Source organism: Natronococcus sp. CG52 (genome assembly GCF_023913515.1).
In the GTDB taxonomy this organism is placed as follows: domain Archaea; phylum Halobacteriota; class Halobacteria; order Halobacteriales; family Natrialbaceae; genus Natronococcus; species Natronococcus zhouii.
In genome coordinates this window covers 2,935,686-2,959,879 of record NZ_CP099391.1, presented here as the reverse complement: position 1 = coordinate 2,959,879, position 24,194 = coordinate 2,935,686, and the positions used below count along the sequence as shown (strand labels likewise).

General features: G+C 65.2%; 21 protein-coding genes and 1 pseudogene. 8 read left to right on the top strand and 14 right to left on the bottom strand.

Annotation, left to right across the window (positions count from 1 at the left end; translation table 11 throughout):
* Window positions 1-5: 5 nt before the first annotated feature.
* Window positions 6-707 (top strand): HAD family hydrolase, encoded by a 702-nt coding sequence (locus NED97_RS14860; RefSeq protein WP_252487801.1) that lies wholly within the window; start codon window positions 6-8, stop codon window positions 705-707.
* Window positions 704-1,345, top strand: coding sequence for a class II aldolase/adducin family protein (locus NED97_RS14855; protein WP_252487800.1), 642 nt, complete (start codon window positions 704-706; stop codon window positions 1,343-1,345). The genes NED97_RS14860 and NED97_RS14855 overlap by 4 nt, the downstream gene beginning before the upstream one ends.
* Window positions 1,346-1,505: 160 nt before the next feature.
* Here NED97_RS14855 and NED97_RS14850 read toward each other — a convergent pair whose 3' ends face one another.
* The gene (locus NED97_RS14850; RefSeq protein ID WP_252487799.1) at window positions 1,506-1,784 is read right to left on the bottom strand and encodes a DUF3303 domain-containing protein; all 279 of its coding nucleotides are present in this window, start codon (window positions 1,782-1,784) and stop codon (window positions 1,506-1,508) included.
* Between the two features lie 131 nt (window positions 1,785-1,915).
* On the bottom strand, window positions 1,916-2,443 hold the full coding sequence (pyrE, locus tag NED97_RS14845; protein WP_252487798.1) for an orotate phosphoribosyltransferase: 528 nt from the start codon (window positions 2,441-2,443) through the stop codon (window positions 1,916-1,918).
* 197 nt (window positions 2,444-2,640) lie between these two features.
* Here pyrE and NED97_RS14840 point away from each other — a divergent pair, with 197 nt between their 5' ends.
* Window positions 2,641-2,838, top strand: a complete 198-nt coding sequence (locus tag NED97_RS14840; RefSeq protein ID WP_252487797.1) for a hypothetical protein — start codon at window positions 2,641-2,643, stop codon at window positions 2,836-2,838.
* Here NED97_RS14840 and NED97_RS14835 read toward each other — a convergent pair.
* On the bottom strand, window positions 2,831-3,337 hold the full coding sequence (locus NED97_RS14835; protein ID WP_252487796.1) for a hypothetical protein: 507 nt from the start codon (window positions 3,335-3,337) through the stop codon (window positions 2,831-2,833). The genes NED97_RS14840 and NED97_RS14835 overlap by 8 nt on opposite strands.
* Window positions 3,338-3,399: 62 nt before the next feature.
* Window positions 3,400-3,759, bottom strand: a complete 360-nt coding sequence (locus NED97_RS14830; protein ID WP_252487795.1) for a 4a-hydroxytetrahydrobiopterin dehydratase — start codon at window positions 3,757-3,759, stop codon at window positions 3,400-3,402.
* 177 nt (window positions 3,760-3,936) lie between these two features.
* Here NED97_RS14830 and NED97_RS14825 point away from each other — a divergent pair, with 177 nt between their 5' ends.
* Window positions 3,937-5,115: a M24 family metallopeptidase gene (locus NED97_RS14825; protein WP_252487794.1), complete on the top strand. Its 1,179-nt coding sequence runs from the start codon at window positions 3,937-3,939 to the stop codon at window positions 5,113-5,115.
* A gap of 6 nt (window positions 5,116-5,121) precedes the next feature.
* Window positions 5,122-6,408 (top strand): glutamate dehydrogenase GdhB, encoded by a 1,287-nt coding sequence (gdhB, locus tag NED97_RS14820; RefSeq protein WP_252487793.1) that lies wholly within the window; start codon window positions 5,122-5,124, stop codon window positions 6,406-6,408.
* A gap of 84 nt (window positions 6,409-6,492) precedes the next feature.
* Here the strand turns inward: gdhB and NED97_RS14815 are convergent, their stop codons facing one another.
* The 4 genes from NED97_RS14815 to NED97_RS14800 all read right to left on the bottom strand — a co-directional run bounded on the left by NED97_RS14815 (window position 6,493) and on the right by NED97_RS14800 (window position 11,865).
* On the bottom strand, window positions 6,493-6,834 hold the full coding sequence (locus NED97_RS14815) for a helix-turn-helix domain-containing protein (RefSeq protein WP_252487792.1): 342 nt from the start codon (window positions 6,832-6,834) through the stop codon (window positions 6,493-6,495).
* Between the two features lie 136 nt (window positions 6,835-6,970).
* Entirely contained in the window at window positions 6,971-7,444 is a 474-nt protein-coding gene (locus tag NED97_RS14810) for an Lrp/AsnC family transcriptional regulator (RefSeq protein ID WP_252487791.1), read from the bottom strand.
* Window positions 7,445-7,671: 227 nt separating this feature from the next.
* The gene (locus NED97_RS14805) at window positions 7,672-10,878 is read right to left on the bottom strand and encodes an FAD-binding and (Fe-S)-binding domain-containing protein (protein ID WP_252487790.1); all 3,207 of its coding nucleotides are present in this window, start codon (window positions 10,876-10,878) and stop codon (window positions 7,672-7,674) included.
* A gap of 9 nt (window positions 10,879-10,887) precedes the next feature.
* On the bottom strand, window positions 10,888-11,865 hold the full coding sequence (locus tag NED97_RS14800) for an NAD(P)-dependent oxidoreductase (protein WP_252487789.1): 978 nt from the start codon (window positions 11,863-11,865) through the stop codon (window positions 10,888-10,890).
* 150 nt (window positions 11,866-12,015) lie between these two features.
* Here NED97_RS14800 and NED97_RS14795 point away from each other — a divergent pair, with 150 nt between their 5' ends.
* The gene (locus NED97_RS14795) at window positions 12,016-13,356 is read left to right on the top strand and encodes an amidohydrolase (RefSeq protein ID WP_252487788.1); all 1,341 of its coding nucleotides are present in this window, start codon (window positions 12,016-12,018) and stop codon (window positions 13,354-13,356) included.
* A complete protein-coding gene (gene ilvA, locus NED97_RS14790) occupies window positions 13,353-14,591 on the top strand; it encodes a threonine ammonia-lyase (protein WP_252487787.1) in 1,239 nt (412 codons plus the stop codon). The genes NED97_RS14795 and ilvA overlap by 4 nt, the downstream gene beginning before the upstream one ends.
* Before the next feature lie 485 nt (window positions 14,592-15,076).
* Here ilvA and NED97_RS14785 read toward each other — a convergent pair whose 3' ends face one another.
* The 4 genes from NED97_RS14785 to NED97_RS14770 form a co-directional block, all read right to left on the bottom strand.
* Complete coding sequence (locus NED97_RS14785) at window positions 15,077-16,438, bottom strand: aminotransferase class III-fold pyridoxal phosphate-dependent enzyme (RefSeq protein ID WP_252487786.1); 1,362 nt, start codon at window positions 16,436-16,438, stop codon at window positions 15,077-15,079.
* A gap of 307 nt (window positions 16,439-16,745) precedes the next feature.
* Window positions 16,746-18,374, bottom strand: coding sequence for a BCCT family transporter (locus NED97_RS14780; protein ID WP_252487785.1), 1,629 nt, complete (start codon window positions 18,372-18,374; stop codon window positions 16,746-16,748).
* Window positions 18,375-18,775: 401 nt separating this feature from the next.
* Window positions 18,776-19,423: a hypothetical protein gene (locus NED97_RS14775; RefSeq protein ID WP_252487784.1), complete on the bottom strand. Its 648-nt coding sequence runs from the start codon at window positions 19,421-19,423 to the stop codon at window positions 18,776-18,778.
* Window positions 19,424-19,696: 273 nt separating this feature from the next.
* Window positions 19,697-20,977 carry an amidohydrolase gene (locus tag NED97_RS14770; RefSeq protein WP_252487783.1) on the bottom strand — a complete coding sequence of 427 codons (1,281 nt, stop codon included), beginning with the start codon at window positions 20,975-20,977 and terminating at the stop codon, window positions 19,697-19,699.
* Between the two features lie 187 nt (window positions 20,978-21,164).
* On the opposite strand from NED97_RS14770, the pseudogene NED97_RS14765 reads away from it, so the two are divergent.
* Window positions 21,165-22,177, top strand: a pseudogene (locus NED97_RS14765) (DUF2332 domain-containing protein).
* Between the two features lie 41 nt (window positions 22,178-22,218).
* Here the strand turns inward: NED97_RS14765 and NED97_RS14755 are convergent.
* Window positions 22,219-22,608 carry a Rid family detoxifying hydrolase gene (locus NED97_RS14755; protein ID WP_252487780.1) on the bottom strand — a complete coding sequence of 130 codons (390 nt, stop codon included), beginning with the start codon at window positions 22,606-22,608 and terminating at the stop codon, window positions 22,219-22,221.
* Window positions 22,609-22,624: 16 nt separating this feature from the next.
* Window positions 22,625-24,040: an aspartate aminotransferase family protein gene (locus NED97_RS14750; RefSeq protein WP_252487779.1), complete on the bottom strand. Its 1,416-nt coding sequence runs from the start codon at window positions 24,038-24,040 to the stop codon at window positions 22,625-22,627.
* Between the last annotated feature and the right edge of the window lie 154 nt (window positions 24,041-24,194).

Sequence of the window (24,194 nt, the reverse complement as noted above, 5' to 3'; positions counted from 1 at the left end):
ACGGTATGCCGATCAACGCCGTGCTCTTCGATTTCGACGACACGCTCTACCCGTATCCGCCGTGCAAGGAGGCGGGCCTCGAGGCGGGTCGAGAAACCGCTCGCGACCTGGGGTACGGGTTCGATCGGGAGGCGTTCGAGGAGTTCTACCAGACGGGTCGCCGGGAGGTAAAGCGGGAGCTCTCCGGGACGGCGGCCACCCACGAGCGGTTCCTGTACTTCAAGCGGGCGCTCGAGGAGTACGCGGGCGAACCGAAGCCCGGCGACGCCCTGGCGCTCGGCGACGCGTTCTGGGAGGCCTACGTCGGCGAGATGGAGCTCTTCCCCGGCGTCGAGGAGACGCTCGCGACTCTGCAGGAGGAGGGTATCGACGTCGCGATCACGACCAACCTGACGACCCGTATTCAGCTCGAGAAGGTCGATCGACTGGGGCTCGAGCCCTACATCGATCTTCTGCTCACGTCCGAGGAGACGGGCCGGGAGAAGCCGGGCTCGGTCATGTTCACCCTGCCGCTGGCGCGACTCGATCGACGGGCGTCGGAGGCGGTGATGGTCGGCGACAACGTCGGAGCCGACATCGTCGGCGCCAACGCCGTCGGTCTCGAGACGGTGCTCTGGAACGCCGATCCGGACGAGCCCCTCGAGGGACGGCGCGAACCCGACCACAGGATAGATGCGTTCGAAGACCTAACGGAGGTGGTACTGTGATCCTCGAGTCCGAGCGACGACAGGTCGTCGAGTACGCCTCAGAACTGGCCGAACTGACCCCCGCGCGGACGGGGAACCTGAGCGTCCGCGACGGCACGGACGGCGACGCGTTCGCGATCACGCCGACGGGCGTTCCCTACGACAGCTTCGACGTCGCGGAGACGCCGATCGTCGGCGTCGACGGCGAGCAGCGCGACGGCGAGATGGCCCCCAGTAGCGAGGTGCCGATGCACGGCGCCATCTACCGACGGGAGGACGTCGGCGCCATCGTTCACACCCACTCGCCGTGGTCGACGGCGATGGCGGTCGCCCGCCAGTCGCTGCCGCCGATCCACTACATGATCGTCGCGGTCGGGAAGCGGGTGCCGGTCGCCGAGTACGCACCCTACGGCACCGATCAGTTGGCCGAGAACATCGTCCGGGCGATGGAGGACGCCGGATCGACCGCTTCGTTCATCGAGAACCACGGTCTCGTCGTCACCGCGCCGGACCTCGAGACGGCGCTGGAGAACACCCACCACGTCGAGAGTCTGGCTCGATTGTACCTCGAGACGCGGGCCGCCGGCCTCGAGCCGCGGACGCTGACCGACGAGCAACTGGAGGCGGTGCTCGAAAAGTTCGAGTCCTACGGGCAGTAACTCGCTTCGCCGCCGGTCGACGGCGGTTGCGGGACTCCGCGACCTTCCTCTCGAAGCGTTTCGTCGAAGTCGCGCTCGATGACGAGCGTGAAACGCGTGAGTGTCGTCGACGCGGGCGTATCGAGGATCGAAGAAGCCGACGGTAAAGAGTGATCGGCGGTTACTCCTCGAGGAGGAGTTGCGGAGCGTCGCCGAGCGGCATGACGGGCGCGACGTGCGCCTCGTGATCCTGGAGGAGCGGCGGTCCGAGGAAAGCGGTTACCGCCTCGAAGGTATCGGATTCGAGCACGAAGTAAAACGCGTGCTCGTTCGGAGTGACGTACGCTCCCCGAACCGCGACACCTTCCTCTTCGGCCTTCTCCCCCATTCCGTCGACCCACTCTTCGGCCTTCTCTTCGTTCTCCGACCGGGCCCAGCAGTTGTCTGCGCTGTGGTGCATGGTAACTACGAACAACATCTGTCTCACCCGGATTATCCGTACGCTTTCCCCGAGTATAAACGCGTACTGCGGCCGTTGGGACTGTCCGGACGGCTACGTGGTGCTTAGCGCACACGTATCGAGATCGCGTGTCAGTCCCGGTCGGCCAGCAGCTCTTCCGCGGTCACGAGCGCCTCCATCTCGACGCCGGCGCCTTCGACGTTCTCCCGGCCTCCTTCCTGTCGATCGACGACGACCAGCGCGCGCTCGACGGTCGCGCCGGCCTCGCGCAGCGCCTCGACGGCGTCGACCAGGCTCGTCCCCGTGGTGACGATGTCCTCGACGACGACGACCTCCTCGCCCTCCTCGAGGCGGCCCTCGACCAGGTTACCTGTGCCGTACTCCTTGCGCTGCTTGCGCGCGATGACGTAGGGGACGCCCGCGGCGACGCTCGTCGCGGCGGCGAGCGGAACGCCGCCCAGGGCGACGCCGCCGAGTTTGTCGTCCGAATCGACGCGCTCGGCGAAGGCGTCGGCGATGGCCTCGAGACAGCGGGGATCGGTCTCGAAGAGGTACTTGTCGACGTAGTACTCGCTCGTGCCGCCGTGGGAGAGTTCGAATTTGCCGAACTCGACGGCCTCCGCCTCGCGCAGCGCGTCGATGAGGTCCTGGTTCGCCATTGTGGGGAGTGGCGGTCCCCATCGAAATAAACCGTCTGATACTGGCGGACAGCGGCCACCGGAGGCCCTCTGGGAACGCGCTTCGAAAAGCCGACGACACCGACTCCCGAAGGCGGAACTTCCGCCGCCGCCCTGCGTGACGCGCTTCGCTGCACACGGCGGTTCCGAACCTCGGTTACGGGGCGAACGCCGGCGTCGTGTATACCGTCGTCGTCGACGGGGAGATCGTCCTCGAGGACGGCGCGGTCCGGACCGTCGACGAGGAGGCGATCCTCGAGAGGGCGACCGACCGCGCGACCGACGTCTTCGATCGAGCGGCCGGCACCCGGCGAGACGCCGACCCGGAACTCGCCGACTACGTCGAGGAGGGCTGGCTGTGGCTCGCTCCTACTTGAGGACGGTCTGGGGTCGTTTGAGGTACATCTCCTGGTCGACGACGCGCTCGTAGACCCGGTAGAGCGTGTCGATCGCATCTTCAGCCGGCTCGAACCGAACGTGAACGGCCGAACGGTAGGCTCGACAGGAGGTCAGGAAGAAGTAGAGCGTCTTGTGGTGTTTCGGCGTCGCGTCGACGACGCCCAGTGAGTCGCCGGCGAGGTCGCCGGAGAAGTCGTTGAGCATCGCCGCGATGTCGTCGGCGAGTTGCTCGTCCGGCCGGTACACCGGCGTTCCGAACGTCTGCTCGAGGAACCGGGTCGTCGCCTCGAGGAACGGGTTCGAATCGATCCCGGTGGGGTCGACGGCCGCGAAAGTTTCGTACAGGTCCAGAAGCGTCGTCAGTTCGTCTCCGGTGAGCGCGATCGGCATCACCGGATCGCCGCGCGGGAGGGAGTACTCCGGAAAGCTGTGGGCTCCGGGATCCGGGAGCGCCGATAGCGTGTCATCGATGCCCATACCGGGGCAACGATTCGCACACGCTAACCGTTTCCGACGCCGAGTCGCGCGCCGTTCGCGGGTTACTCGTCCGGTTCGTACTCCTCGTGAATCCGATCCATGCGGGCCGCCATGACGAAGTCCGCTTCCAGCAGGCCGTCGATCTTGTGCGTCCACATCTCGATCACCACCTCGCCCCACGAGAGGTGGACGTCGGGGTGGTGCCACTCCTCCTCGGCCAGTTCGCCGACCGCCTTCGTGAACTCGAGCGCATCGCGGAAGTCCTCGAACTCGTAGGTGCCCTCGAGGTGGTGTTCGTCGACCACCTTCCAGACGTCGCGGTCGAGTTCCTCGTACAGGTCGATCAGTTCCTCGCCCTCGAGCGGATCCTCGTCGCCGGTACAGGCCTCGCACTCTCGGTCCGCGAGTTCGGTCTCTGCCATACGTGATCAGACGGTGTCCGGAGCTATGTAACTCTCCTGCCGTCGGATCTATCGACGGCGGGGGCCGATTTACAGCGCCCGACCGGCCCCTCCACGAGGTATACAATTACTGTAACCATTGTACACGAAAAACTTTTAGCGCTTCTGCGCAACCTACCGGATACAGCACCCGTTATCATGTCCCAGGATATCTTCGACGAGCGAGAGTACGAACGACGGCTGGAGCGGACGAAGGAGCGCCTTCGCGAGGAGGAACTCGACGCCATCGTCGTTTCCGACCCGGCGAACATGAACTACCTGGCGGGGTACGACGGCTGGTCGTTCTACGTCCACCAGGCCGTCGTGGTCACGCCCGAGCGCGACGAACCGGTCTGGGTTGGCCGCGAGATGGACGCCAACGGCGCGCGGGCGACCACCTGGCTCTCGGAGGGGAGCATTCGATCCTACAGCGACGATCACGTCCACTCGCCGTACGACCTCCACCCGATGGACTACGTCGCGGGCGTGCTCGAGGAACTCGAGGTCGACGGCGGCCGAATCGGGCTCGAGATGGACGCCTCCTACTTCACCGCGAAATCCTACACGCGCCTTCAGGAGAACCTTCCAGAGGCCGACTTCGAGGACACGACGCTGCTCGTCAACTGGGTCCGCGTCAAGAAGTCCGAGCAAGAACTCGAGTACATGCGCCAGGCGGCCCGGATCTCCGAGAACGCGATGCAGGCGGGACTCGACGCGATCGAGGAGGGCGTCCCCGAGTACGAGGCGGCGGCGGCGATCTACGAGCGGCTGATCCGCGGCACCGACGAGTTCGGCGGCGACTACCCGTCGATCGTCCCGCTGATGCCCTCCGGCGACCACACCGGGACGCCGCACCTGACCTGGACCGACCGCCCGTTCGAGGACGGCGATCCGGTTATCATCGAACTCTCCGGCTGCCGTCACAGGTATCACTCGCCGCTCGCCCGGACGACGTTCGTCGGCGATCCGCCCGCGGAACTCGAGCGAACCGCCGACATCGTCGTCGAGGGAATCGAAGCTGCACTCGACGTCGCCGAACCCGGCGTCACCTGCGAGGCAGTCGAGAAGGCCTGGCGCGATAAGATCGCAGAGTACGGTCTCGAGAAGGAGGACCGCATCGGCTACTCGATGGGTTTGGGCTACCCGCCGGACTGGGGCGAACACACCGCGAGCATTCGTCCCGGCGACGAGACGGTGCTCGAGGAGGACATGACGTTCCACATGATCCCCGGCATCTGGACGGACGAGATCGGCATGGAGATCAGCGAGACGTTCCACGTCACCAGCAACGGAGCCGAAACACTTGCGGACTTCCCGCGGAAACTGTTCACTACGTAATTCTCGATGAGTACACCACCATCCCAGCAGGAAGCCGAGCCGGACGAGGAACTCGATTCGGCGCTCGTCACTGCCCGCCGGCAGCTCGAGCGCGCCGCAACGCACGTCGACGTCGACGACGGAGTCATCGAACGGCTCAAACACCCGACGCGGGTCGAGCAGGTATCGGTCCCGCTCGAGCGCGACGACGGGAGCGTCGACGTCTTCACGGGCTACCGCGCCCAGCACGACGACGTCCGCGGGCCGTACAAGGGCGGACTCCGGTACCATCCCGAGGTGAACGCCGACGAGTGTATCGGCCTCTCGATGTGGATGACCTGGAAGTGCGCCGTGATGGACCTCCCCTTCGGCGGCGGGAAGGGCGGCATCTCCATCAACCCCAAGTCGCTGAGCGACGAGGAGAGGGAGCGGCTCACCCGCCGGTTCGCCGAAGAGTTGCGCTACGTCATCGGGCCGACGACGGACGTCGCGGCACCCGACATGGGGACGGACGCCCAGACGATGGCCTGGTTCATGGACGCCTACTCGATGCAACAGGGCGAGACGATCCCCGGCGTCGTCACCGGGAAGCCGCCCGTCATCGGCGGCAGTTACGGGCGCGAGGAAGCGCCCGGTCGATCGACGGCGATCGCCGCCCGCGAGGCCGTCGACTACTACGGCGGTGACCTCGAGGATACCGCGGTCGCCGTCCAGGGATTCGGGAGCGTCGGCGCGAACGCCGCCCGCCTGCTCGAGGAGTGGGGCGCGACCGTCGTCGCCGTCAGCGACGTCAACGGCGCGATCTACGACCCGGACGGACTCGACATCGGATCGATCCCGACCCACGAGGAGGAGCCCGAGGCAGTCCTCGAGCAGGACGCGCCGGAACACCTCACCAACGAGGAGATCCTCGAACTCGAGGTGGACGTGCTGATCCCCGCCGCGGTCGGGAACGTCATTACCGCGGACAACGCCGACAGCATCGCGGCCGAGATCGTCGTCGAGGGCGCGAACGGCCCGACGACGTTCGCCGCCGACACGATCCTCGAGAAGCGCGGCGTCCGCGTGATTCCGGACATCCTCGCCAACGCCGGCGGGGTGACGGTGAGCTACTTCGAGTGGCTCCAGGACATCAACCGCCGGAAGTGGAGCCTCGAGGAGGTCAACGAGGAACTCGAGGAGAAGATGCTCGACGCCTGGGAGGAGGTCCGGACGGAGGTCGAGGCGAAGGAGCTCTCCTGGCGCGACGCGGCCTACGTCGTCGCGCTCTCGCGGATCGCTGAGGCGAAGGAGAAGCGCGGCCTCTGGCCGTAGTCGAGCGTCTCCGTTCAGGTCACTGACGCGATACGCGCTTTCTGACCGGTACTCTACCCGTTACGGTCGGGAAATCTCGAGTCCTCACGCCTCAGTGGTGGCGCGTATCGGCCTCAGGAGAGATTCGATGCGGTGGCCGCTCCGATACCGGACCGTCTCCCGTTCCCAGTCGACGTCGACTATCCCGGCGTCGGAAAGCATCGGTAGGTGGGTATGCAAGAGTGCGATTCGTGCTTCGTCACCGGTCAGTTTCTCACTACCATCGACTAGGAGTCCGTCACACAGTTCGTCGATGGTCGCAACGGTGTCGTTCTCCTGAGATAGTTGCCAAAGCAGGTGTCGTCGGACGGAGTTGGCCAGAATCCGGAGGGAGCTATCGAGTTTTTCGTCGTTCCACTCGGTACTGTGGCTGGGAGACGCTTTCATTGGTATTCCGACCTCGGTGGAAAGCGAGGCGGTGACGGATGATAGTTGTTCTCACACGTTCGCAGGTAGATCCTTTGAAAATATGTAGACGCCTAAATAGCCCCTTCCAGGTTGTAAACGACGTTCCAGATCACTATCAGATCTCAGTATCGGTCTCGAGGAAGGCCAGCGGGTGGCGATACTGGTTTCGAACGAGGACTTCGTCGCTAATCGATACGCCCATTTCGGACAACTCCGTGACGATACGGGTGATGTCGTCGTTGGACTGGCCGACGGTTTCGAGTCGAATATTGCCCTCTCCGACCATGAGTTCGCGGACGTTCACCACGCCGGGGATGTCGAGCGCTCGTCGAGCGAGAGCTTCTCGTTCGACTATCGGCGCGGTGGCCGTAATCAGGACGTGCAAGGGGAAACCTGCCCGATCGTAGTCCAGCACGGTGTAGTAATCGGTGATAATCCCGTCCGCTTCGAGGTGGGTGATACGGTTACTGACGGTGCTCGCCGTCACGCCCACCTGCTCACCGATAGCTCTCGTCGTCGTGTTGCGAGCGTCTTGCTGGAGTGCGTACAGAATCTCCCTGTCGACGTCGTCCAGTACGGTCGAAGACATATGGTACCATTACGCACGAATCGTAAAGAAGATTCACCGGTCGTACGGGACGAGGAGACGACCGAGTGGTGTCGTCGACCCATTGAGAAGGGCCGTGTTCAGATACTACTGTGAGTGGTCAGCTTACCGTGATGTTCGGTTCTCTCAGCGAGTCGGTGTAATCTGAAACCGTCACTGAGAAGGACCGGAAAGCGTAGCCCACGGGAAACGGCTGGCGGTACCGACGTTCAGCGAGTGGGCTCGCCCGAGAGCGCGTCCGAGACCTTCTCGATCGGGTGGGGCGGCTCCTCGCAGCCGTCGTACCCCGACAGCTGGCTCCGGCAGGACGCGCCGGGCGCGACGACCGTCTCGCCGTCGCTTTCCTCGACCTGCTCGAAGAGGATCTCGCCGATCCGCTGGCTGAGCGAGTAGTGCTCGGCCTCGTAGCCGAACGAGCCGGCCATGCCGCAACAGCCCGAGTCGAGCGCGTCGACCTCGTAGCCGACGGCCTCGAGCACCGTCGCCGCGTGGCCGTCCTTCTTCGTCGCCTTCTGGTGACAGTGGCCGTGGTAGGTCAGCCGTTCTTCGGGCGCTGCGGTCGGCAGTTCGGCGGCCAGGTCGAACCGCTCTACGTACTCCATGACGCCGTAGGTGCTCGAGGCGACCGCCTCGACGTCGACGCCGGAGCACAGGTCGAGATAGTCGGACTGGAACATGACGGCGTCCGAGGGCTCGACGAGGACGACCTCCCAGCCGTCCTCGACGAGCGGCGCGAGGGCGCCGACGTTCGTTCGGGCCCGATCGCGGGAGACGTCGAGGAAGCCCTTGGAGTGGGCCGGTCGGCCGGTCGAGGTCACCTCGTCGGGGATCCGGACGTGGACGCCGGCCGTCTCGAGGACCTGCACCGTCGCCTTCCCGGCTCTGGGGTGGTTGTAGTTCGTGTACGTGTCCGGAAAGACCAGGACTTTCCGGTCGGCCTCCTCGAGCGGAACTCGAGAGCCGCGCGCTTCGAACCACTCCTCGAGGCTCTCGCCGGCGAAGGTCGGGAGGTCGCGCTCGCGAGCGATTCCGAGGGTCTTCTCGGTAACGAGGCCGGAGCCGGGGAGCCGACTCGCCCAGTTCGAGAGCGGCGCCAGCGCGGAGCCGACGGCGTTCAGCCGGTCGACGTTCGCGAACAGCCTGTCGCGGAGACTCGAGCCGTTCTCCTGATGGTTCGCGTGCTCCACTTCGGCCTTGAGCTTCGCCATATCGACCTCGCTCGGGCAGTCGCGGGCGCAGCCCTTGCAGCCGATACAGAGGTCCATGATCTCTGCGAGGAACTCCGCGTCGGTTGCGTCGACGTCGAGTTCCCCGCTCATCGCTCCACGGAGCATGTTGGCCCGGCCGCGGGTGCTCAGACTCTCCTCCTCGGCCGCGCGGTAGGTCGGACACATCACGCCGCCGGTCGTCTCCTGGTCGCCGCGACAGCCGCCACAGCCGTGACAGAGTTCGGCCATGCCCTGAAAGCCGTTCTCGTTCTCCCAGTTCAGGGCGGGTTCGAACCCCGCCTCGAACTCGTAGTCGGGGTCGAAACGGAGCTGTTCGATCATTTCGTGGTCGCCGCAGACGTTCCCCGGATTGAGCAGCCAGTCCGGATCGAACGCCGTCTTCAGCTCGCGAAAGAGCTCCCAGACGTCGTCGCCGTAGAGCTTGCGGTTCCACTGGGTGCGCGCGCGGCCGTCGCCGTGTTCGCCGGAGACGGAGCCGCCGTACTCGACGACGAGGTCCGTGACGGCGTCCGAAACGGCCTCGAACTCCTCGAGTCCGTCCGCACTCTTCGTGTCGACCAGCGGCCGCATGTGCATGCAGCCCGGCCCCGCGTGGGCGTAGAAGCTCGCGAACGTGTCGTACTCCTCGAGCACCGCCTGGAAGTCGGCGACGTAGTCCGCGAGATTCTCGGTCGGGACGGCCGTGTCCTCGATGAACGAGATGTGTTTCGCGTCGGAGGTACGAGAGAGGAGGATCGGCGCCGCACTCTTTCGAAGCTTCCAGAGTTCGGCGATGCCGTCGGGGTCGTGGGCCTCGAGTGCGTCGAAAGCACGGACTGGGTCGTGCTCGGACGCGGTCACGTTGCCCTCGTCGTCCGCGTCGGCGTCGTCGGCCGTCGGATCCGGCACGTCCTCGTCGGGCAACCGATCCGCCAGCAGATCTGCAACCTGCTCGCGGCCGTCGTCGTCGCTCTCGGCGTAGAACTCCACGAGCAGCGCCGTCTCGGTACCCGCGGGGAGTCGTTCGACCAGGTCGGCGAACTCCTCGGTGCGCTCGGCCAGGTCGATCAGCACGTCGTCGATCGCCTCGATCGCCGCCGGATCGTGCGTCCGGACGATGGTGTCGACGTCGGCCATCGCCTCGAGCAGGTCGTGGTAGGTCAGCAGGGCGACGGACGTCGTCTCGGGGACGGACTCGAGCGAGACGATCGCCTCGGTGATCACGCCGAGGGTTCCCTCGCTGCCGGCGAAGACGCGAGCGAGGTTGATCGTCGCGTCGGGATCGAGTTCGACGTCGTCGTCGATCACGGCAGAGTCGCCAGCGTTCTCGTCGAAGGCGTCGGGCCTCCCGTAGGCCTCCGCGACCAGTCGATCGAGGTTGTATCCCGACACGTTGCGCTTCAGTTGCGGGAACACGTCCCTGATCGAGTCGGCTTCGTCGTCGATCACGCGACGCAGGGCGTCGTAGATCCGCCCGAGCAGGTCGCCGTCGGGATCGTCCCGATCGCGCAGTTCGGCCACCGTCACCTCGCCGAAGCGCTCGACGGAGCCGTCGGCGAGGACGACCTCGCAGGACTCGACGTAGGCGTCGGTCTTGCCGTACTGCAGCGAGTGGGCGCCGGTCGAGTTGTTGCCGATCGCGCCGCCGATCGTGCTACGATTTCCCGCCGCAGGATCAGGCGCGAACTTCAGGTCGTGGGGCGCGAGTTCGTCGTTGAGGTCGGCGAGCACCGCCCCCGCTTCGACGGTCGCCCGCCCTTCCTCCGAATCGATCTCGAGCACCTCGCCCATGTGCGCCGTGAAATCGAGGACGACGGCCTCGTTGACCGCCTGCCCCGCGAGACTCGTTCCGCCGCCGCGCGGGAGCACCGGGATTCCGTTCTCGGCGCAGTACGCGACGACGCTCGCGACGTCGGCCGTCGACCGCGGGAGGACGACGCCGATGGGCGTCATCTCGTAGGCGCTCGCGTCGGTCGCGTACAGCCGCCGGCTGTACTCGTCGAACCGGACCTCGCCGTCGATTCGCTCCTGTAAGTCCGCGACGAGCGCGGGACGATCGACGTCGCCACCGACGTAGTCGTAGTCGGCTCGCGAATCCGTCGCGGGGTCCGCCGCACGCGGATCCGACGGTGGCCCGAGATCTGTTTCGTCCGGCGTGGACGTCTGGTCGCTGTGGTCGGTCGTGGAAGGCGAGTTGTCGGTGGCCATCGTGATTCGTCAGTTCGACTCCGGCCGGTAGACGGCGTTCTCGAGGTCACCGTTCCCATCCTCCTCGATCACACCGACGTTGTGCGCGACGATGTCGGCCAGTCGGTCCCAGTGTTTCGGCGTGTGGCCGCCCGTATGGGGCGTGATCAGGCAGTTCTCGAGGTCCCAGAGTTCGTGATCGTTCGGCAGCGGTTCGGGGTCGGTGACGTCGAGTGCGGCGCCGCGGATCCCGCTGAACTGCAGCGCCGAGACGAGCGCGTCGGTGTCGATAATGCCGCCGCGAGCGGCGTTGACGATCACCGCGTTCGGCGGGAGCGTCGCCAGCGCGTCCTCGTCGACGAGTTCGCGCGTCAGGTCGTTGAGCGGGCAGGCGAGGACGACGTACTCGCTTCGCGAAAAGGCCTCGTGGATGTCCGCTTCCTCGAAACTCAGCACCTCGTCGGTCGGACCGCCCTTCGAGGGCGTGTAGCGGATGCCGATCGTCTCGACCTCGAAGCCCTCGAGACGCTGGACGATCTCTTGTCCGATCGAGCCGAGACCGACGATCGTGACCGTGCTGTCGGTAAACTCGCGGGACTGGAAGTGGCGCCACTCCCCGTTCGACTTGCGCCGCCACCCCTCGTGGAGATTTCGCGCGAAGACGAGCATGTTGGCGATCGACTGCTCGGCGATGCCGGGGGCGTGGATCCCCCCCGCGTTCGTCACGGCGACGCCGTGATCTACCAGCGCGTCCATCGGAACGTGGTCGGTGCCGGCGAACGTACACGCGAACAGCTCGAGTCGGTCGGCCGAGTCGAGCAGTTCCTCCTCGATCGTGATGCCCGTCACGACTCGCGCCTGCGGGACGAGTTCGCGCTCCTCTTCCGGCGTTCGCGCGAGCGCGACGGTGTGCTCGGGGAGCCGTTGGCGCAGCGTTTCGGCGTACGATTCCATCGACAGCCCTTCCGTTCCCTCTCTCAGAACGACGACGTCTGGATTCGTGCTCATGTAGGTGACTCCTGCGTTGCAGTGACGGATCCCCGCCGCTGCGACGCAACTATACCCTACGGTTGTCATCCTCTCTCTTATCCTTTTTGTGTAGTCGGCGTCAACACTGATTGTGTATAATTAAGTCCGTGGGGAACGTCAGTGACTGTCATGAACGAGCCGATACGGGACCGCCTCGTGTCCCTCCGGCGCAGTTTGCACCGCCACCCCGAGCCAGCCTGGCGCGAGTTCTACACGACCGCTCGCGTCGTCGAGGAGATACGAGCCATCGGCGTCGACGAGTTGGCCGTCGGCCCGGACGCCTACGATCCCGCCGACCGGATGGCCGTCCCCGAAGACCGCCGACTCGCGTCGTGGGACAAACGGGCACGCGATCGCGGTGCCGACCCCGACCTGCTCGATCGAATGGCCGGCGGCAACACCGGCGCGGTCGCCGTCCTCGAGCGCGGCGTGGGGCCTGCGATCGGGCTGCGCGTCGACATCGACGCGCTGTTCATCGAGGAGTCGCTCGACGAGGACCACGACCCGGTCGCCGAGGGCTTTCGCTCGGAGATCGACGGCACGATGCACGCCTGCGGCCACGACGTCCACATGACCTGGGGGCTGGCCGTCCTCGAGGCGATCAAAGAGAGCGACTTCTCGGGCCGACTCGTCGTCTTCTTCCAGCCCGCTGAAGAGACCAGCGGCGGCGGCTGCCCGATGGCGAAGAGCGAGTTCGCGGACGATCTGGACTACCTGCTCGCCGTCCACGTCGGCCTCGATCATCCGACGGGCGAAGTCGTGGCCGGAATCGAAAAGCCCCTCGCGATGTGTCACGTCGACGCGACGATCCACGGCACCTCCGCACACGCCGGCAAGGCACCCAACGAGGGGGCGAACGCGATGCACGCGATGGGGACGGCGATCGAGAACGCCTACGGTATCCCCCGTCACAGCGACGGGATGACCCGGGTGAATATCGGCTACGCCGAGGCCGGCTCCGCGAGCAACGTCATCGCCGAGGAGGCCCACATGGAGGCCGAAGCGCGCGGCGAGACGACCGAACTGATGGAGTACATGAAGGAGCGACTCGAGCGAACGGTCAAATCCGCCGCGACGATGCACGGCTGTCAGGCCGACGTCGAGGTCGTCAGCGAGTCGCCGCGGGCCGACAGCGATCCCGAGTTGCAGGCGCTCGTGAGCGAGGTCGCGAGCGGCGTCCGCGGAGTCGATCACGTCCTTCCGGCGGCCGACTTCGGTGCGAGCGAGGACGCCACGTTCCTGATGGAGCGCGTCCAGCGGGACGGCGGGCTCGCAACTTACCTGATCGTCGGCACCGACCACCCCACCAGTCACCACACGCCGACGTTCGACGTCGACGAGGACAGCCTCGAGCACGGCGTCGACGTCCTCGTCGAGACGATCCGGGAACTCGAGCGCCGGCATCCGGTTCCGCACGTCGACGAGGAGACGGACGTGGGAGACGTCGCGGACGCGGAGGACAGTGAATGAGCAGTCGACTCGTCTCCCTCGAAGATGTCGAGGACGCACGCGACCGAATCGAGGACGTCGTTCACCGGACGCCGCTCGATACCTCGCGAACCTTCGCCGAGATGAGCGGCGCGGCCTCCGTCGGCCTCAAACTCGAGAACGTCCAGCGGACGGGCTCGTTCAAGATCCGCGGGGCGTACAACACGATGGCCCAACTGTCGCCCCCGGAGCGCGAGGTGGGCGTCATCTCCTCGAGCGCGGGCAACCACGCCCAGGGCGTCGCGCTGGCCGGCCAACTGCTCGGTATCGATACCACTATCGTCGTCCCTGAAGTCACGCCGGCCGCCAAGATCGAGGCGACCCGCGGCTACGGCGCCGAGGTCGTCGTCGAGGGCGACATCTACGAACGGTCCTACGAGTACGCCCTCGAGCGCGCCGAGGAAACCGGCGAGACGTTCGTCCACCCCTTCGACGACGAGGCGATCATCGCCGGTCAGGGGACGATCGGCTTCGAGCTGCTCGAGCAGTACCCGGAGATCGACACCGTACTCGTCGCGATCGGCGGCGGCGGGCTCATTTCGGGCATCGGGACGGTGCTCGAGGCCCACGATCCGGATATTCGAGTCGTCGGGGTCCAGCCGGAGGGCGCCTCCCACGCGAAACCGTCGCTCGAGGGCGACGCGATCCACGAACTCGAGGACGTCGACACCGTCGCGGAGGGGATCGCGGACACGCGAATGCTCGAGACCACGTTCGCGAACGCCCGCGAGGTCGTCGACGACGTGGTGAGCGTCAGCGACCGCGAGATCGCGGCTGCCGTGACGTTGCTCGCCGAGCGTGCGAAGACCGTCGTGGAGAGCGCCGGCGCGGCTCCGCTGGCGGCCGTCATTTCCGAGGCGGCGGAGCTTGACCTCGAGGATGAGCACGTCGGCGTCGTGATCTCGGGCGGGAACGTCAACCTCACCGAGCACGCCGAACTGACGCGGACTGGCCTGCACGAACTCGAGCGCTACGTCGAGGCCAGACTGGCCGTCGCGGGCTGGCCGACGACCGTCGGCAGCGTGGTGGAGACCGTCGAATCAGAGGGTGCGGAACTGGACGTCCTCGAGCGCGCCCGCCGGAGCAACGTCGATCACCCGAATCGGGTTCCGGTGACGATCGGGCTCGAGGGAAGTGGGCCCGAACATCTGGCAGGGGTGCTCGAGGCGCTATCCGATCTCGATGGCGTGTCCGTCGTCGAACGCTCGCTCGACTAACCACTCCAGTAGAACGCTCTCAACTACTCGTTTCAGTACGACGCTTCCGACCACCCACTCCGAGTACGACTCGCCTGACTACCCACCTCGAGGACACTGCTGGCGCGCTGAACCGCGACGGAGTCGCGGTTTGACTACCGCGAGGGATGAGCGAAACGAACGCAGTGAGTGAGTGAATCGGTTGGGGAGGACGTGGTAATCCCTAGTGTCCACGATTTGTGAGTCGCATATCCTACGTTCTACTCGCGCTGGCAACGAGGGATTTCCACACCCACCCCAGTCGATTCGTTCGCTCGCTTCGCTCGCTCACTCATCCCTCGCGCGGCTTCGTCCCGCGATTCACTGTTCGTTCATCGCGGCCCAGCGCACGCCACCGCACGTGGACGGTTGTACTCCGTGGAGGGGTCGCTCTATACGATCCGCGCTGTACGACTCGCGCTATACGATCGTCGAAGCGAAAACCGAGTTACGAATACAGAAATCGATTACGCCGCTTTCGCGTTCGGACCGACAGCCTCGATCGCTTCGAGGAAGATCCCGATCCCCAACTCGATCTCGCGCTCGCTCGAGTCCAGCGGCGGCAACAGTCGGATCGTCTTCTTGCCACAGCCCAGCGTCAACAGCCCGCGTTTCAGCGATTCTTTCACCACGGCGGCACGACGCTCGGGGGTGTCGAACTCGACGGCGAGCATCAGGCCTTTCCCGCGCACGTCGACGACGTGGTCGGGTGAGTCGTCGCGAAGCAACTCCTTCGCCTGCTCGCCGCGTCGAGTGGCGTTCTCGAGCAGGTCGTACTCCTCGATGGCCTCGAGGGTGAGCGCGCCCATCATCGAGCCGAGGAGGTCGCCGCCGCCGAAGGTGGAGCCGAGACGATTCTTTTCGGCGGGGAAGAGCTCCGAACGCGAAATGGTCGCGCCGACGCGGAGGGCCTTCGCGCTGGCGATGACGTCGGGTTCGATCGGGTAGTGGTCCGAGGCCCAGATCTCGCCGGTGCGACCGACGCCGGACTGAATCTCGTCGACCACGAGCGGAATGTCGTACTCGTCGGTGACGTCCGCGACCTCCTGCATGAACGCCTCGCTGGGGAAGCGGTAGCCGCCGACGCCCTGGATCGGCTCGAGGGTGAGAAACGCGATCTCGTCGGGGTTGATGTGCCCGCCCTCGGGCGACAGCGAGTTGCGAAGCTGTGAACCGCCGCCGGCGAAGAAGCCGCAGTCGCAGCTGTCGGCGTCACAGCCCCGATCGGCGCAGAACGGCACCGTCTCGATTCCGCTGATTTCGGGGTAGTGACGCGTGTACACCTCCTTGGACTTCGTGATCGAGAGCGTCCCGAAGGTGCGACCGTGGAAACTGCCCGCGAACGAAATGCCGTATTTCGACGGTGCCCGGTGGTCGTGGGTGATCTTCATCGCGTTCTCGACGGCCTCCGCGCCGGAGTTCGAGAGGAAGACGGTGTCCATCCCGTACTGGCTCGAGACCTCGGTGAGTTGCTCCATCAGGTGACTCGAGCCCGGCACGTCCGACTCCTCGGGGGTCGGGCCGGCGCCGAAGTACATGTCCTGGCCGGCGATCTTCATCGGTTCGACGAGGTCGAACTCCCGGAGTTTCCCGAGGATCTTCTCGTTGTTGTAGCCGAGCGGCGCCGCGCCGATGTGACAGGTGAAATCCAGCAGCACGTTCCCGTCGACGTCCGTGACGAACGGTCCGTCCGCCTCTCGGGTGATGTCCCAGACGAACTCGTGGGAGTACTCGCTGGGGGCCGAGTAGCTCTGGTGAAACTCCACCCACTGCTGGGCGTTCGGACCGGGAAGCGCGTCCGCGTCGGGTTCCGCGGTGTCCCTATTCATACACAGTTAATGTGTACCACATACATTAAAACTTGTTATAGATCGAGTGGGAATGGGATTCGTCTCTCCGGCAACTGGTCCGCCACAACCGACGGGGATCCCTCTCAACGGCGCGGTCAGGGCCTGCCGGTCGAGATACTCCGATCGACGAGCGAGGACCGAAGAACGGCACGAGACTGATTTCGAGGAGACGCCGTCGATCGCGAGGAGAGGACGATCGCCGTTTCATAGGATCGGTTGTAAGTCATTTCCGGTCATTCGACACCCGCTCCGGCGAATGACCGGTAAACAGTTACAACCGACCCTATCAGTCGTCGTCCTCGCTGGTCTGGGCTGTCCCGCCGATCGTCGACGGTTCGTCACTCGAGCCGATGAGGACGGTCTCGTCCTGGAGCAACGCCCGCCCGTGGTTCGACCCGAAGTGTTTGATCAGGCCGAGCATCGCGAGGAAGCAGACGAACGCGAACGGACCGCCGGTGATGATCGCCGCCGACTGGAGCGCGTCGACGCCGCCGAGGATCATGAGGATCGCTGCGGTCATCCCGAGGACCACACCCCAGAAGATCCGGTTGATGTTCGACGGCTGTGCCTTCCCGCCGGTCGTCATCATCGAGACGGCGAGCGTCGAGGAGTCCGCCGACGTGATGAAGAACGTCGTGACCAGCAGCATGAACGCGATCATGAACACGGTCCCGAGCGGGAACGCGTCGAACATGATGAAGCCGGTGGCTTCCGCGCCGACTTCGAACGCCATGACCTCACTGAAGTCGGCGATCCCGTTGTGTTGCATCCAGACGGCCGTTCCGCCGAGCGAGACGAACCACGGAATCGTCGCCGCCGAGGTCGCGACGATGCCGGTGAACGCGACCTCGCGGACGCTTCGGCCGCGGGAAATCCGTGCGATGAACAGGCCCGCGAACGGGGACCACGAGAGCGCCCAGGCCCAGTAGAACACCGTCCAGTCGTTCACCCACTGGGTACCACCCTCGGTGCCGGCACCGGTAAAGAGGCTCATGGAGATGAAGTCGGTGATCATCCCGCCGATCGCCTGCGTTCCGAGCAGGACCAGGAAGATCGTCGGACCGACGATGAAGGTCACGGCCAGGAGGATGAAGAAGAGAACCATGTTGAAGTTCGAGAGCCGCCGGATCCCCTTGTCGACCCCGAGCACCATCGAGATGGTAAACAGGAGCGTCATCGTCGTCACCACGAGGATGATTCCGGTGTTCCCCAGGTCGATCCCCCACTGGAAGTTGAGGCCGCTGACGAACTGGCTCCCGATGAACCCGAGCGAGGTCGCGACGCCGCCGATGGTCGCGAAGACGGCGAGGATGTCGATCGTCTTCGCGGCCGGTCCGTCCAGGTTCTCCTTCCCGAGGATCGGCGTGAGCGCCGACGACACCCGCAGCGGAACGTTCTCGTAGTTGTACGCGAAGTAGCCGATCGCGATCCCCATGATCGTGAACACGGCCAGCTGGGGCAGTGCCCAGTGGAAGAGCGTCTGTTGGACGGCGATGCTCATCGCCGCACCCGACTGACTGCCGACGTCGAACAGCGGCGACGGGTTGTCGTAGTAGAACAGCGCCTCGGTCGGTCCCCAGAACACCACCCCCGCTGCGAAGCCTGCGGAGTACAGCATCGCGAAAAACGACAGGAAGCTGTACTCCGGCGGGTCGTCACCGAACCTGATCTTCCCCCACGGGCCCACGATCAGGAACAGCAAAAAGAGGACGATGGTGAACACGATTGCCAGCAACGCCCAGTTCAGGTACTCGAGCATCCCCTCGTTGAGCGCCGTGATGGTGTTCTCGACGGTGGTCGGACTGATGAAGAACATCGCGATCACGCCGACCGTGATCCCCGCCCCGAACAGGAAGACGATCGGATCGAGTTCGTCGAAGAACTGATCGAACGTCCCCGCGTCGGACTCACTCATCCCCAGTCACCCCCGTAATCGAGCGACTGCTGAACGGTTTCTGTCCCCCCTTCCACCGAACACTCGCTATGCTGAGCGATAGCATACCAATCCGGTTGCTACTCTACATATTAAGCATTTCCTTTTCGTATCTGGTATATACAAATTGCGTTTATCAAGATCGTCTCGTACCCCGTCTCGAAATCAGCCGAACCCGATCTTATCCGGCCTCACAACCGCTATTGAGAGCCATAGAACGCAGAAAAAGAGCGTTCACGGCGAGCGCGTCCCGTGGACACCACATCGTTCGGTCCGCAAGCGCGTACGGCCGAGAGCGCTCGCTAGCGTACACTGTCGCTTCGAACCGATCGCGGCACCCCGACTTCGTTTCTCGACGGTGCCGGAGTCGGGTTGCGGGCGTCTCAGTTCGTCAGCTCCTCGAGTTTCTGCTCGCGGGTCTCGGCGCTCTCGTTGACCCGTTTCGCGTACTCGTCGACGCGGTCTTTGATCTCCTCGCGGGTCGCCTCCGGCGAGAAGTCGTCGGACATCGTCAACAGCCGGACGAACGCCCGGAGTTCCTCGTCGGTAAGCTGGGCGAACTCCTCGTTCTCGAGTTTCTCGACGACCTCGTCGACGTCGATCTGCCCGACGGGATCGACGTTGAACTCGACGTTGACCATCCGGTAGTTCGAACCGGCGAGTCGCTGTTCGGCCTTGCCGACGCCCTCGGAGAGCATATCCTTGAACGGCGTGTAGTAGCCCATCGTTCCGAGGTGGAGGAAGGCGAGCGTGTCCGTGATCCCCTGCGTGTAGTCGTCCCGGTCCTCGTCGTCGGGGTCGAAGACCGTGTTCCGATCCCGTTCCTCCATGTACTCGAAGAGGATACTGAAGTCGAGAATCGCGTTTCTGACCCGGCGTCGAATCCGGTTTCGCTTCTGTTTTTTCGAGTGGTCAGTGTAATCGGTCTTCCGACCGAGTAAGAAGTCGCGATCGGAGGGCGTGAGGATCCCACGTGGCCGATCGGAGTCCGCTGCGGTCTGTAGTGACTCCGGCACGTCGTCCTGACTCATACACAAAACACGGTTACGGCCCGAATTAACCCTTCTGATCCGGCAAACGTGATTCTATCCGCACACTTTTCGACTCGCTCCATCCCGATATCGGTCGAAACGATCTCTTCCGCCGTTCGGAGAGTGACAGATCGGTGCCAGTTAGGAACGCGATTTCCGTCGGGGAATCAGCTTCGTGATACGGTTTTCGTGTACCGACGAGCGGAGCGGTCACCGGACGCGAGGCGGGTCGATTGCCGACCGCACGCTCACTCGTCCCGGTCCGGATCGTCGCTACGATCCGCGAGCGGAGAGTTCGATCACGCTCTCGGCGAGGACGTCGACGCCGGTCTCGAGGCTGTCCTCGTCGACGTCGAACGTCGGCGTGTGGTGATTCGTCGGGTGATCCGTTCCCAGAACGACGTACGTCGCGAGTCCGCCACCCCGCTGGACGCGTTGCATCAGGTACGTCGCGTCCTCGCTCACGCCGAGTTCCTCGGTGGGAACGACCGTCTCGATGCGTCGGTTCCCCTTCGCGACGTCGCCGACGAGTTCGCGGAGTGCGGGATCGCTGTCCGTCCGCGGCGACTCGCTGATCGTCCGGAGCGTCACGTCGCAGTCGTGCATCTCCGCCGCGGCGTACATGACGCGCTCGAGTTCCGTTCGCGTGTACTCCATCAGCGCCGTCGTCTCGCCCCGAACCTCGCCCTCGACGGTGATCTCCTCGGCGATGACGTTGCTCGCGGTTCCGCCCTCGACGCGACCGAAGTTCACGCGGGTCATCCCGTCGCTGTGGCGCGGGATCGCGTAGGCGTTCTGGACCGCCGACGTCATCGCCTGCATCGCGTTCGCCCCCTCGTTGGGCGCCTTCCCGGCGTGTGCGCTCGCCCCCTCGAAGGTGGCCGTCACGTGCGCCATCGCGAGCGGTTTCTCGACCCCAGCAACGATCGTTCCCGACGGGTGGTTCAACCCGATGTGAAGCGCGAACAGGGAGTCGACGTCGTCGAGGTAGCCGCCTTCGGTCATCGCCTTCCCGCCGCCGGAAATTTCCTCCGCCGGCTGGAAGAACACCTTGAACGTCCCCGAAAAGTCGCTGCCCTTCACCGCCTCGAGGACCCCCAACCCGATCGTCGCGTGGGCGTCGTGGCCGCAGGCGTGCATGTACCCCTCGTGTTCGGAGCGAAAGCCCTCGTCCGCCGGCCGGTGGCCCGCCTCGTCGGACTCCCGCAGCGAGATCCCGTCGAGATCCACCCGAAGACCGACCGACGGCCCCTCCCCCTGCTCGAGGACGGCGACCGCGCCGGTGTGACCCTCCGCAGTGCGCTCCAGGATATCCGATCGAACTCCGGCCTCGCGGGCCCGCTCGAGCCAGGACTCGAGTTCGCTTTCCTCGGGAACGGCCATCCGCGCGTCGGTCTCGAGCGCCTCCCGGCCGACGGCGATCTCGTCGACGCCGATCCGCTCGAGTTCCTCGACGACGCGGGCGGTCGTCCGGAACTCCCGCCACCCCGGTTCCGGGTGGCGATGGAGATCGCGCCGTATCTCGGAAAGCCTGTTTCGAACGTCGTGCACCATCGTCTGCGGCAGTAGGGAGTGGCTGCACTTAACGATAATCAATAATCGTATTCGGTTCAAACACGAGAACTGTTCACGCCGGAGAGCAGTCGACGAACTCCAGTAACAGGCAGCGGACCGGCCGCTCACCGTTCGTCACCGATGAGTGTGCTGCGAGTTTTATGACAGCGGAGTGAGAAATCGGTCTATGGATATCGCCGAGACGTTCGCGAGATACGCAAGCTGGGTCGAGGATCAGTCCCCGTTGTACGCAGCAGTGGCCCACGCTGCGGCCGACGACCCTCGGATACGTGATATCGCCGTCGAAGCGTCAACGGAACAAACCGAACCCCAACTCCTGCTCGCTGCGGTGCAGTCGCTCCTCCTGAAGGGACGAGAGCATCCACTCGAGCGGTTCTATCCAACCTGTAACGGAGACGTCCCCGACGAAGACCCCGTCCCGCACTTTCGGGACTTCTGTCTGGCGAACGAAGCGCAGTTGCGGTCCGTGATCGCGACTCGCCGCTGTCAGACGAACGACGTCGGCCGTTCGGCCGTCCTCCTTCCGGCCTTCGAGCGCGTCGCCAGAACCGCGAAGACGGACGCCGTGGCGCAGATCGAGATCGGCACGAGCGCGGGGCTCAACCTCAACTGGGATCGGTACCGGTACGAGTTCGAGGGAATCGGGCGGTTCGGCGAGGAGGATTCTCCCGTCGCGATCGAGACGGCGGTGCGCAGCGACCGCCGGCCGCCGCTCCCTCGAGAACTCCCGTCGGTCGCGTATCGGCGCGGTATCGACCTGAATCCGCTCGACGTAACTGACGAGGCGGACGCGCGGTGGCTCCACGCGTTGATTCCCCCGGACGGACCCGTCGTCACGAACGGCTCGAGGCCGCGCTCGAGGTCGCTCGACAGAATCGACCGACGCTAATCGAAGGCGACGTGCTCGAGCGGCTCCCCCACCTACTCTCGGAGGCGCCGGACGACGCCGCACTCGTCGTGTTCAGCACACACGTCCTCTATCAACTCGACGACGAGACGATCGCGGCGCTTCGATCGCTCCTCTCGAGTCACAGTGCCGACCGACCGGTCTACTGGCTCTCTATCGACTCCGATGAGGAACTCGGGACGCCGACCTACCGGCAGGTGACGTTTACCGACGGAGACGCGACGGCGTCGCAACTCGCCGAGTTCAAGTCGTACGGAAACTGGATTCGATAGTGCGAAAACGGGTAGGTGAGTTCGAGCCCGAATTCGTCTCTCTATCCGAGATACGCGGTGGCGTCCATCTCGACGCGGACGTCCTCGGGCAGCCGCGAGACCTCGACGCAGACCCTGGCCGGCGGTTCGTCGCCGAACTGCGCGCCGTAGGCCTCGTTGACCCGCTCGTAATCCTCGAGGTCGGTGAGGTAGACGGTGACCTTCACGACGTCCGCGAGGCCGTCGCCGCCGGCCTCCTCGACGACCGCGGCGATGTTCTCGAGGACGCGTTCGGTCCGGTCCTGGATGTCACCGTTGACAGTCTCGCCGCTCTCGGGGTCGACCGGGCCGTAGCCGGAGACGTAGAGGGTCTCCCCGGCGCGGACGCCCTGGGAGTAGGGGTTGTCGCTGCTCGGTGCGCCGTCGGTGCTGATCGGTGTTTTGTCGGACATAGTCGAGTCGCGGTGTTCAGGCGGTCTGTTGGGTCTCGGCCGTCACGTGCTCGATCCCGTCGGCGACGACGTCGAGCGCCGTCTCCGCGAGGTCCTCGGTGAGCACGAGCGGCGGCAGGAGTCGGAGGACGTTGCCGTGTCGGCCGGCCGTCCAGACGAGCACGCCGTGTTCGAAACAGTACTGCTGCACGGCGTCGACGAAGTCGCCGTCCGGAGCGCCGTCGGCGTCGACGAAGTCGCCGTCCGGAGCGCCGTCGGCGTCGACGAACTCGGCGCCGATGAACAGTCCCCGTCCGCGGACCTCGCCGATGCGGTCGTTCCCGTCGGCGACCTCGCGAAGGCGGTCGCGGATGGACGACCCGAGTTCGCGGGCGTGTGCCAGCAGATCGTGTTCCTGGATGTACTCGATCGCGCGGGTTCCGGCCCGCATCGCGACGACGTGGCCGCGGTAGGTGCCGGCGTGGTCGCCCGAGCCCCACGTATCGAGGTCCTCGTGGTAGATCGTCGCCGACAGCGGGAAGCCGACGCCGCCCAGCGCCTTCGCCGAGGTCATCACGTCCGGCGTGACGCCCTCCCAGTCGTTGGCCCACCACTCGCCGGTGCGGCCGAGGCCGCTCTGGATCTCGTCGAAGACGAGGACGATATCGTTGTCGTCGGCGATGTCGCGCAGTCCCTGCAGGAAGCCCTCCGGCGGCGTAATGACGCCGCCCTCGCCCTGGATCGGCTCGACGAAGATGCCGGCCGGGTTCGCGAGGCCGCCGTACGGATCCTCGACGATCGCCCGGACCTCCTCGAGCGCGTGATCGACCGCCTCCTGGGGTGCCTTCCCCTGTCGGAACGGGTCCGGATAGGGGGCGTGGACGACGTCCGAAAGCAACGGCGAGTAGCGTTCCTTGAAGCTCTTGTTACCGGTGAGGCTCATCGCGCCGGTCGTCGCGCCGTGGTAGGCCCCGCGGAACGCGATCAGGCCGTCGCCGCCGGTGTTGTACTTGGCGAGCTTGATCGAAGCCTCGACCGCGTCGCTGCCGGTGGGACCGCCGAAGACGACCTTCTGGTTCCCCTGCAGACCCGCGGGTGCGATCTCGTCGAGCTTCTCGATCAGCTCGAGTCGGGCCTCCGTCGGGAAGTCGACCGTGTGGACGAGCTTATCGGCCTGCTCGTGGACGGCCTCGAGGACGTACGGGTTCGCGTGACCGACGTTGAGCACGCCGATGCCGGCGAACATGTCGATGTAGGTGTTCCCGTCGACGTCGCGGACCGTTGCACCCGATCCCTCCTCGAACGCGACCGGAATATCCTCGGGGTACGCGACCGCACTGCTGTCGATCTCGCGTTGCTTCTCGAGCAGTTCCCGCGACCGCGGACCGGGAACGGTGTCGACGCTCGGTGCCTCCTCGTAGTGTAACTCCTCGATGGGTGGGCCTGCCGTCATACGTAAGGCCAGGTGAAACAGTGATAAATAGTTTATTCACAGTAATCATATAGGACGTACACAGAAACTGAATCCGGGAGCAGCGCCGAGACCGGATACCGAGTGCGGAATACACGATAACCGTGTCTGTAGCGGTCGATGTCGGTCGCCACGA

What these genes read in the sequence shown, in the direction of transcription:
- NED97_RS14815 (WP_252487792.1), bottom strand. Translation starts at nt 6,834, where the DNA reads ATGAAAGCGTCTCCCAGCCACAGTACCGAGTGGAACGACGAAAAACTC.
- NED97_RS14835 (WP_252487796.1), bottom strand. Translation starts at nt 3,337, where the DNA reads ATGGGCATCGATGACACGCTATCGGCGCTCCCGGATCCCGGAGCCCAC.
- NED97_RS14750 (WP_252487779.1), bottom strand. Translation starts at nt 24,040, where the DNA reads ATGACGGCAGGCCCACCCATCGAGGAGTTACACTACGAGGAGGCACCG.
- NED97_RS14850 (WP_252487799.1), bottom strand. Translation starts at nt 1,784, where the DNA reads ATGCACCACAGCGCAGACAACTGCTGGGCCCGGTCGGAGAACGAAGAG.
- NED97_RS14780 (WP_252487785.1), bottom strand. Translation starts at nt 18,374, where the DNA reads ATGAGTGAGTCCGACGCGGGGACGTTCGATCAGTTCTTCGACGAACTC.
- NED97_RS14800 (WP_252487789.1), bottom strand. Translation starts at nt 11,865, where the DNA reads ATGAGCACGAATCCAGACGTCGTCGTTCTGAGAGAGGGAACGGAAGGG.
- NED97_RS14860 (WP_252487801.1), top strand. Translation starts at nt 6, where the DNA reads ATGCCGATCAACGCCGTGCTCTTCGATTTCGACGACACGCTCTACCCG.
- NED97_RS14810 (WP_252487791.1), bottom strand. Translation starts at nt 7,444, where the DNA reads ATGTCTTCGACCGTACTGGACGACGTCGACAGGGAGATTCTGTACGCA.
- NED97_RS14830 (WP_252487795.1), bottom strand. Translation starts at nt 3,759, where the DNA reads ATGGCAGAGACCGAACTCGCGGACCGAGAGTGCGAGGCCTGTACCGGC.
- NED97_RS14795 (WP_252487788.1), top strand. Translation starts at nt 12,016, where the DNA reads ATGAACGAGCCGATACGGGACCGCCTCGTGTCCCTCCGGCGCAGTTTG.
- pyrE (WP_252487798.1), bottom strand. Translation starts at nt 2,443, where the DNA reads ATGGCGAACCAGGACCTCATCGACGCGCTGCGCGAGGCGGAGGCCGTC.
- NED97_RS14755 (WP_252487780.1), bottom strand. Translation starts at nt 22,608, where the DNA reads ATGTCCGACAAAACACCGATCAGCACCGACGGCGCACCGAGCAGCGAC.
- NED97_RS14825 (WP_252487794.1), top strand. Translation starts at nt 3,937, where the DNA reads ATGTCCCAGGATATCTTCGACGAGCGAGAGTACGAACGACGGCTGGAG.
- gdhB (WP_252487793.1), top strand. Translation starts at nt 5,122, where the DNA reads ATGAGTACACCACCATCCCAGCAGGAAGCCGAGCCGGACGAGGAACTC.
- ilvA (WP_252487787.1), top strand. Translation starts at nt 13,353, where the DNA reads ATGAGCAGTCGACTCGTCTCCCTCGAAGATGTCGAGGACGCACGCGAC.
- NED97_RS14775 (WP_252487784.1), bottom strand. Translation starts at nt 19,423, where the DNA reads ATGAGTCAGGACGACGTGCCGGAGTCACTACAGACCGCAGCGGACTCC.
- NED97_RS14770 (WP_252487783.1), bottom strand. Translation starts at nt 20,977, where the DNA reads ATGGTGCACGACGTTCGAAACAGGCTTTCCGAGATACGGCGCGATCTC.
- NED97_RS14785 (WP_252487786.1), bottom strand. Translation starts at nt 16,438, where the DNA reads ATGAATAGGGACACCGCGGAACCCGACGCGGACGCGCTTCCCGGTCCG.
- NED97_RS14805 (WP_252487790.1), bottom strand. Translation starts at nt 10,878, where the DNA reads ATGGCCACCGACAACTCGCCTTCCACGACCGACCACAGCGACCAGACG.